Annotated in this window: 5 protein-coding genes and 1 pseudogene; 2 read left to right on the forward strand and 4 right to left on the reverse strand. The window is 65.6% G+C overall.

Annotated elements, in window-relative coordinates; genetic code table 11:
• Positions 1-25: 25 nt before the first annotated feature.
• The 3 genes and pseudogenes from ABZV00_RS28645 to ABZV00_RS28655 all read right to left on the reverse strand — a co-directional run bounded on the left by ABZV00_RS28645 (position 26) and on the right by ABZV00_RS28655 (position 4,084).
• Positions 26-1,693, reverse strand: a complete 1,668-nt coding sequence (locus tag ABZV00_RS28645) for a zinc-ribbon domain-containing protein (RefSeq protein ID WP_355611641.1) — start codon at positions 1,691-1,693, stop codon at positions 26-28.
• A gap of 218 nt (positions 1,694-1,911) precedes the next feature.
• Positions 1,912-3,092: pseudogene (locus ABZV00_RS28650) on the reverse strand (IS701 family transposase).
• 416 nt (positions 3,093-3,508) lie between these two features.
• A complete protein-coding gene (locus tag ABZV00_RS28655; RefSeq protein WP_355611644.1) occupies positions 3,509-4,084 on the reverse strand; it encodes a hypothetical protein in 576 nt (191 codons plus the stop codon).
• Positions 4,085-4,799: 715 nt separating this feature from the next.
• Between ABZV00_RS28655 and ABZV00_RS28660 the strand changes: the two genes are divergently transcribed.
• Positions 4,800-5,477 (forward strand): hypothetical protein, encoded by a 678-nt coding sequence (locus ABZV00_RS28660; protein WP_355611647.1) that lies wholly within the window; start codon positions 4,800-4,802, stop codon positions 5,475-5,477.
• Between the two features lie 359 nt (positions 5,478-5,836).
• On the forward strand, positions 5,837-6,742 hold the full coding sequence (locus ABZV00_RS28665) for a hypothetical protein (protein ID WP_355611650.1): 906 nt from the start codon (positions 5,837-5,839) through the stop codon (positions 6,740-6,742).
• 65 nt (positions 6,743-6,807) lie between these two features.
• On the opposite strand, the gene ABZV00_RS28670 is transcribed toward ABZV00_RS28665, so the two are convergent.
• A protein-coding gene (locus ABZV00_RS28670; protein WP_355611653.1) for an IS3 family transposase occupies positions 6,808-7,976 on the reverse strand; the annotation gives its coding sequence in 2 pieces (ribosomal slippage) (positions 6,808-7,689 and positions 7,692-7,976; 1,167 coding nt in all).
• Between the last annotated feature and the right edge of the window lie 671 nt (positions 7,977-8,647).

An 8,647-nucleotide genomic window follows, 5' to 3' on the forward strand; every position in this document is an offset into this window, starting at 1 on the left:
GCATCGGTGGGGCGGGTGAGGTTCATTAGGTGGCGCGCGGGCGGCCAACCCTGCGGATCCAGCAACCTCCACAACCTTGCCGCTGGGTTCGATCCCGGACCGTCGCTTCCCAGGTTTCGGCCTGACACTCCGGGCAACGCCACCTGCAGCGATCTTGCGAGCCAAGAGGCAATTGCTCGGGTCCGCGGTCGGGGTGATCGAGGTTCTCTATAAATCCGCGTGCAACGTCTGGTAAGAGATCCGACAGTGACCGTCCCGGCTCGGCGTTGCTTCGCCTGCGGACCCCGCAGGGACGGCAACCTCGGCCCGAGGTGCGGTCAGCGACTGTCGCCGCCCACTGATGGGGACAGCTTTGGCACTTCCAGAGCACTCGGATGCTTGAACCCCTTGCAAGATCGCCGACCTCCATGTCGCGCGCTTCGTCCAGGTCCAAAATCTGGACGACTTCGGCGAGCAAGTGCGGGGCAACGTCGCGGACCCGGGGTGCTGTTCCGTTCCGCCTGGTCTTGTAGGCCCGGTTGCGGGGAGCGCACCTCAGGCAACCGGACTTGCTTCGAGTCCGACTCACCACGAGAGTGCGCCACTCGTGCTGACAAGTGACGCACCGCCAGAGGCAACGGTCGCCGGAGCCGGCGGGCAGCCACTCCGAGCTCATCTCCGGCCGCGACAGATTCTCCACGAGCTCTTTGGCGAGGTCGGGAAACATGTTCGCCAGGCTGTCCTCGGGCGGCGTGTCCCGCACGCTCTTCCACTCGTCACGGGCGGCTTGCAGGCTTTTTGAGACCTGAGCGTCCGACAGCGGCAGGCAGGGCATCGACTGGTCGCTGAGCCATTGGGCCAGCACACGGAACCACTCGGTGGAGTCCTTGGATCCTGCGACGAGGCTCTCACCGGGAATCGGCGGTGTTCCCGACTGCCGGACCCGCACGTACCGTACGCCGAGCTTGGCCATGGTCTGGGATTTACGCAGGTCCTGCGCGTGCTGTTCGGGGCGGCTGTGCCATTGAGCGGGGTCGAGGTCGATGTATAGGCCGGTTGCCGGGAGGAACAGGTCGATGCGCTCTGCCTGTGCGCGGCCGCCGTCGATTGGGAAGTCGACCTCTACCTGGTCTCCGGTGGCCGCCACGAGCAAGTGGGCGACTTCCAGTTCCAGGAGGCTGCGGCCTCGTCGGCGGCAACGCCCGCAGCCGAAGTCTGGAGACTTCGTGCGTTGCCGGACGGTGGCTTCGTACGTAGCTCCGCATCGGCATCGCCACGAGCACAACGCCGTTGAGCGTGGAAACAGCGTCGCCGGGGTATGGTCCGGCCACGACAGGTTCTGAACGAACGACGCGGCAACCTCCGGCAACACAACGGCCAGAGCCTTTTCCCTCGGCGCTTGACGTCGAGTAACGCCCACGGCGGCATAACCGCATGGTCCGCACAGTCCCCTCGTCGCATGGGTGCAGACGGCCCGTTCGAAAGTCTTCTGGCAAGCGGGGCAGCGCCAGACGCAAATGTCGTTCGTCCCAGCGGTGAACTTGTCGGGACCGCGTCTTGGGCTTGTGTTGTTGGCCACGAACAACGCAGACAGTTCGGGATGCGTCTCGCGGAACGAAGTGTTCGCCTTGGGAATCTTCGACCAGCCCGACACCGACGCCGTCCGAGCCCAGTTCGACCGAGTCGTGAGCACGATCGAAGCGAAGTCCCCCACTGAGTCTCCCCCAGCAGCTCGGAGGCTTTGGGCTTCGGCGCGGTGCCCAGGCTCCACTCCCTCTGCTCCGCTCCTCCCGCACGAATCAGTACTCCAGCCGCACCTGTTGAAGTTGAAGTTGAAGTCTTCGCTGGTAGTGGGCTGTTTTGCGCGGTATTGGTGTCGGCGTCGCCATCGTGACCATCGATGGATGTGGTCGAAGGGTCGAACGGTGGTGATCAGGTGTGCCAGCAGACGTCGGACCTCGCCGAGGGTGAGAGGAATGAGACCGTCTTGCTCGGATCCGGCGCCCCCTTTTTAGCCTGTGCGGCGGTGACGGCGAGGTAGGCGTGGGCGCACAGAACGAGTGTTATGTGGCGGTACCAGGCGTCGTAGCGACGCACCTGGTAATGATCCAGGCCGACCTCGGTCTTCGCGGTTTGGAAGCACTCCTCGATCGCCCACCGGGTCCCGGCGATCCGGATGAGGGTCTCCTCGGCGGTGTCGGCAGGGCCAAAGCACAGGTAGTAAGCCAGGTCGGTGGGGTTGGTGATGCTGCGTCGGATCAGCAGCCAGTGGCCGTGCCCGTCGGTGGTGCCGGGTAGGGAGGCTACGGCCCAGTCGTAGAGCCGCGGTCCTTTGGCGCCGTCGCCACAGCTACGGCGCTTCCACGCTAGGGCCGGGGCGTTGGCGGCAAGGACGTCCAGGCGGGAGCTGCCCACCGTGGTCGGGATCCGCTGGTTGCGGGGCACGGCCAGGACGTAACCCATCCGGTGCTGCTGCAGCCAGGTCCGGAACTTGGAATCCTGTCTGTATGCCTCGTCCGCGGTGACCCACCTCGCCGGCAGGCCCGCGGTGATGGCGCGTTCGAGCATCCGCGGGCCCAGGGCGGGTTTCGTGGCGAACCCGATGTTCGCCTCGATGCCGGCTTCCTCGCGGCGGGCGGGTCGTCGCACCAGCCGCGGGGCAGATACAACTCTCGGTCGATCAGGGTGCGCCCTTGCGGGCTGGCATAGGCCAGGAACACCCCGAGCTGGCAGTTCTCCGTCCGCCCGGCGGTGCCCGAGTACTGACGCTGCACCCCGGCGGACTTGATTCCCTTCTTCAGGAAGCCGGTCTCATCGACGATCAGCACCCCGTCGTCGTCACCGAGGTGCTCGGACACGTAGGCGAACAGGTCATCGCGGACCGCGTCCGGGTCCTACGCTGACCGGTTGAGCAGCCGCTGCATCCGGTCCGGCGTCGCATCGCCGGCAGCCTCGGCCAAGGTCCAACCGTTCTTGCTCGCCAGGGGCGACAACAACCCGACCAGATAGGTCAACGCCTGCCGGCGCGGCTCCGCACGCCCGAAACGGTGCGCGAACCGCGCCAGCAGATCATCCAGACCCGCCCGCCACCCGACAATCTCATCGATCAACACAAGCGCGAGAGCCTGCCCGGCCCACAACCGACCACAACAGACAGACAGTGCGATCACCCAACCCACCGCACGAATAGCATCGACACCCGCAGCTATACGGCCGGTGCCTCCCGGGCATCGATCATGCCGATGAGCTGCCGAAACTCCCGTGGGTTGCGTTACGCCCGTACAGCGCACTGGAGAGCCTTCTGAGGGCGTACCAGGACGTGTTCGGTTCGCTGGAGCGCTGGCCGGACGTCCTCGCCTACCACCGGCCGGTGTCGTGGCCGGAGTGGAATCTGGCAGCGGAGCCCAGGCAGCCGCGACAACTCCCAAAGCAAACAGCCCGGGTCGAAGCAAATGCTCCGGCCCGGGCCGTTTCGGTCAGGCGAGCTGACGAGGCACTGCTGCCGAACTCGCTTTCGGCGCCGTCGAAATCAGCTGCTGTCGCGGCCGCGATATCGGCTGACGATGATGAGAACCATGGCGACGGAGCCCGCCAAGCCAGCGAAGGTCAGCAACCAGAGCCCGGACCCGACGCTCACCTGCACAGCTGCGCTCATCGCCTTTCCGATGCCCAGGACATCGTCCTCCCCGGACATTTTCGCTCGCATTTCCGCCTCAGTCGCCTGCAGGTCAACGATCTTCCATGCGCCTACACCAAGCAGCCCTAGGGCAGCAAGGACGGCGAGGACGGGCACGGCCAAATGGGTGCGCTGGCGGCGCAAGGTCATGCCGGCGTAGACGACCAGCACCAGGCCGAGACCCGCCGTTATCCAACCGTCCGATCCGTCGACACCGGACACGGTGACCGTGCCCAGAATCGGTGCGCTCACTTTGCCCCACGGCATGAACGAGCCGATGACGGCGGCAATACCGGCTCCCAGCACGGTCCATTCACGGATTGGTCGTGCGGCGGCGGGCGCAGCCGCAGCCGGCGCCTCGGCGGGTTGGTCGCCGGACGGCGGCTGGTTGGGCGACGGCGGTACGGGCGGGATGGAAGGCTGCGCCACTAAAATTCCTCTGGATGTCGATGCCTTCTCACCTCTTGAGGCAGGCATGAGGACAGCAATCTAGAACGACGCTGGAGCAAGAACTAGCGGCCGTATGGGTGGTCAGAACTAAACGGAAATGTGGCCGGAGTGGCCGCGAGACGTGAAAGTCGATCTTTTCGCGTTGGAAGGGCCGATAGGTTGCCAGACCGGGGCGTCAGCGGCCCCGGGTCAGCGACGTGGCGCGCGTGCGGGCCGTTGACGGGCGGCGTGGCGATGTCTGTGGGCGGCGGCCAGATGTTCCGCTGCTGCGGGCACACCTTGATCGACGGCCCGCGCGGCTGTCGTCCTGCCCCCTTTTGGAGCCTGCCGGTAGCCTGTCGTGGTGTTCCGGGTCGAGACAAGACAGCCGCAACGGTTGACCGTGCTTGTTTGTGCGGTAGTCCTGACCGGGTGCAGCTCTTCGGCTGCGGAGCACCCTGCCGCACCCGTCATGTCCTCGGCTGTGGCCAGTCCAACATCAGCCTCGCCTCAACCTTCGGCCATCACTCCGGCCCCTCAGCCTTCGACTATCACGCCCACCACTGCCTGGGACCGGCTCTGGGCCGGAGGAAAACTCCACGACAAGTTAAGCGCCAAGGAAGCAGGTCTATCTGACGCCTATCTTCCTGACCGAGGTGAGGACGCCTACGACAGGCCGCGGCAGCGCCGGGTACGCCGCGATATGGCCGCCTTCTTGCTCCGGGTCCGCGCCGAGGACCCACAGCTCGCGGACCAGCTGGGCTGGCAGTTGCAAGCGGTGCCACCCGCTTGGTGCTCGATCGTGCTGCCGTCACGTACCCCGCAGCAGTTGGCCGCACAGGTTGCGGAAGCCAACGCGAGGGGGCAGGAGCTCGCCCGCAGGCTGGGTGTCAAATGGGAGCCGCCGGTCGACCGGCGGAAACAGCGGTTGTTGACCTTCGCGCGTGACGAGGCCGGCCGCCGCTTCTGCCCACGGCAGGCTGCGTCGCCCGGCCGGCGCGTACCTGACGGCGTTTCGACGGCGGCGCGATTGCCCGGTGGTGGCGACGGAGTCGACGTGCTCGACACGGCCCTACCGGCCTACTACTCGCCGGGGTACCTGCCGGGATTCGGCGGCGGCACAGACTCCATCGGTGGTGATGACCTGCGGCTGGCCTACGTGGGCATCCTCGTCGGGTCGGCACGGGTGAAGCAACGCAACTGGCCCACGGCGCTGGATTGCGACCTGGTCGAGGATCTGTTGCGGCCGGCGGAGGTGATCGAGTACGCCTCCCGGCTGCGAGAGGGGATCCAAGCAGGATGGACGACGAAACGTGAGGCAGTTGAGGACGCCACAGAATTCGCTAGTAGCGGTTTCGACCTAGTGGAGACGCGGCTCCGCTGCCGGGAGTGAGGCCGACGTTGCAGGTGTGCGGGCAGACCTGTCCGCCCACGATGTACCGCCACTCGCCGCCCTGATGGGCCCGGCAGCCTCCCCCTTCGGCCTGTGCTCTGGCTGCCCATGGCCTCGTCCCCGCGTCAAGGCGGGATGCCATAGACGTAGCTACAGGGGACACCGTCCGGATGGCGGTACCGAGTGGGTGCCGCGATCGCTAGTTTGCAGCGGTGCAAAGGTGCCCCTGGCGTGCCCGGCGACTGATTGCGGGCTTGTTACTCATGGCGGGCCTCGCTGTGACGTCGTGCTCGAGACTCAGCAGCCAGGCCGAGGAGTTCCCCCACATCTGGGTGGGAGCCGACGCAACAAGCACCGTCATGGTCCAGATCACCCGGGAGGCGAACACGCTGTCCGGAACCCTGGACGAGATCCGCTTGGCCCACGAGAGCGCGACCACGACGACGCCGTCGCACGCCGCCTTCACAGGCACGTTGGACGGCAATGCCCTGACTCTCAGCTTCCCCCAGGGGTTCGGGCTCGTCCACAACATTTCCGGCACCCTGTCGCGCTCCAGCATGAGCCTTCAGGTACCTCAGGACGACGGCGCAATCGCAACTGTCATGGTGCTGAAGCCGGGGTCGCTCAAGACGTACAACGATGCCGTGAATGTCGTGCAGGCGTCCGGTCGGGCCAACGCCTCAGAGAATGAGGCGGCTGCGGCGAGTGCCGCAGCGGCGGCCTCAGCGCAAGAGAGTAGGCAGCGGATCGCCTCCGCGGCCGAGGCCGTCATGAAGAAGATGCAGGCTGTTCAGGCCGGGCTCGCCACGCCGCCCTCGTTCTCGGACTTTGACAGTCACTTGTCCGCCGCTCGCGACCACCTCGCAGACGCAAAAGCCAACGCTGCGAAGGCGGACAGGGAGGCTGACCAGTCGGTTGCCTGCAGCGATGCATACACCGCAGACAGCGACGCCTACACGGTGGAGAGCGACGCATACACCATCGACAGCGACATGTTGAGCCTGACGAGCGAGATCGATTCCCTCAAGGACGCCGCCGCTGACCTCGACCGCGCATTGACTGAGTCTCAGCAGGCTGCCACCGCGCTACCGGACTACACACCGCCCCAGGCGACAGACGCAGACCAAGTCAAGGCCCTCATCAATCGGGTATCGCTGAAAGCGGAAGCCTGGCGCAAGAAGGGACGCGGCTACCAGAGCAAGGTAGCGGAGTTGCTGAAGCAGGCGAGGGCCGTCGCCGAACAAGCGAAGAAGGAGCACTGCTAACGAGCCGCACGTTGCCCCGAAAGATAGGCGATAGGGTCTGCTGCACCGACAGGTGACAGTTTCAGTCACGCGGCCTGACTGGCCGGTCGGGTCATGATGGTCTCGTACTCGATAGGGGTCAACCGGGACAGGGATCGTTGGCGTCGGCGGCGGTGGTAGGTCCGTTCGACCCAGGTCACGATCGCTGTCCTCAACTGCTGCCGGGTCGTCCAGGTCCGGCGGTCAAGCACGTTGTTCTGCAGCAGGCCGAAGAACGAATCCATGGCGGCGTTGTCGCCGGCGGCGCCGACTCTGCCCATCGACCCGATCACGTGGTGCTGGTTGAGGGCACGGACGAATTTCCGGCTTCGAAATTGCGACCCGCGGTCGGTGTGCAGCACGCAGCCGGCCACGTCACCACGGCGGGCTACGGCGTTGTGCAGGGCGTTGACGGCCAGCCGCGATTCCATGCGTGAGTCGATGGAGTAGCCGACGATCCGGTTGGACCACACGTCCTTGATCGCGCACAGATACAGCTTGCCCTCACCGGTGCGGTGTTCAGTGATGTCGGCCAGCCACAACCGATTCGGGCCGTCCGCGGTGAAGTCGCGGCGCACCAGATCGTCGTGCACCGGCGGACCGACCTTGCCGCCCTTGCCCCGATGCTTCTTCTTGCTGAACGCGCTCCACCAGCCCATGCCGGAGCAGATTTTCCAGGCGGTGCGCTCGACCATCGGCTGGCCGGCAGCGCGGGCCTCATCGGCCAGGAACCGATATCCGAACTCCGGGTCATCGCGATGGGCGTCGAACAACGCGTCCGCCCGATACGCCTCAGCCAGTTCGGCGTCGGTGACAAGGCGGGCAAGCCACCGGTAGTAAGGCTGACGAGCGATATTCAATACCCGGCACGTCACCGCCACGGGGACCCCGTCGGCGGCCAGCTCGCTCACGAGCGGGTAGAGCCTTTTCCCGGCAGATTCGCCTGCGACAAGTACGCCGCGGCCCGGCGCAGGACTTCGTTCTCCTGCTCAAGCAGCTTGATCCGCTTACGGGCCTCACGCAGCTCGGCCGAGTCGCTGCCACTGACGCCAGGCTTGATCCCGGCGTCGATGTCGGCCTGGCGCAGCCACTTGAACAATGTCATCGGGTGGACCCCGAAGTCCTTCGCGATCTGCTCGACCGTCACGCCCGGGTCACGGTCACGAGCCACTCGCACGACATCATCGCGGAACTCACGGGGGTAGGGCTTGGGCACAGCAACATCCTTCCAGCCTGCCCACTCGGCAAGCCATCTCAGATGTCACCTGTCGGTGCAGCAGACCCATACACCAGGCGGCACCCAAGCGGTTCTGGCCGCCCATCCCCGGCAAACGAGATCGGGCGACGGCTGCCCCGCCGGCGAGCAGGCGGTCCAGCTCAGAGGCCAGCGTCGGAGAGCATCCATACCCTGCGCAGCGGCACCTGGGCGCGAATCTCTTCCGGCAGCCGGTCATACGTACGCAGAACGGCGTCGACCACATCGCCTGCCTCCCACACCCTCACCCGCAGGTGCTGGTTCTTCAGCGCGTCTCGGGCGAGCTTCGTCAGCCCTGCACAAATCAGCTACCGTGACTGGGAGGCAGCTGCCCAAGCAGTCCTCGTGGAGAACGAGGAGACTTGAACCCAGAAGAACCTCATGTCAAGCCTCCTCCTTCAAGGCTTGTCATTGGTTGTCAAAACCCCTTGTTACCAACCGTAGCGATGCCAACCTTGTCATTGACTGTCAGAAGTAGGCGCTGAGCTGCACAGACACGATCAGGCGATGATCGCTCCTTGTCACTGGTTGTCGATCGCAGGCCGGTAGTTGTCAAGTCAACCTGAGACAGGTTGTCGTTAGCGGGTGGGTTGTTCTTGCCGGGCCGGGTTGTTGATCCAGGCGGTGTCGGG

This window comes from Micromonospora sp. NPDC005173, assembly GCF_040608515.1.
GTDB lineage: Bacteria > Actinomycetota > Actinomycetes > Mycobacteriales > Micromonosporaceae > Micromonospora.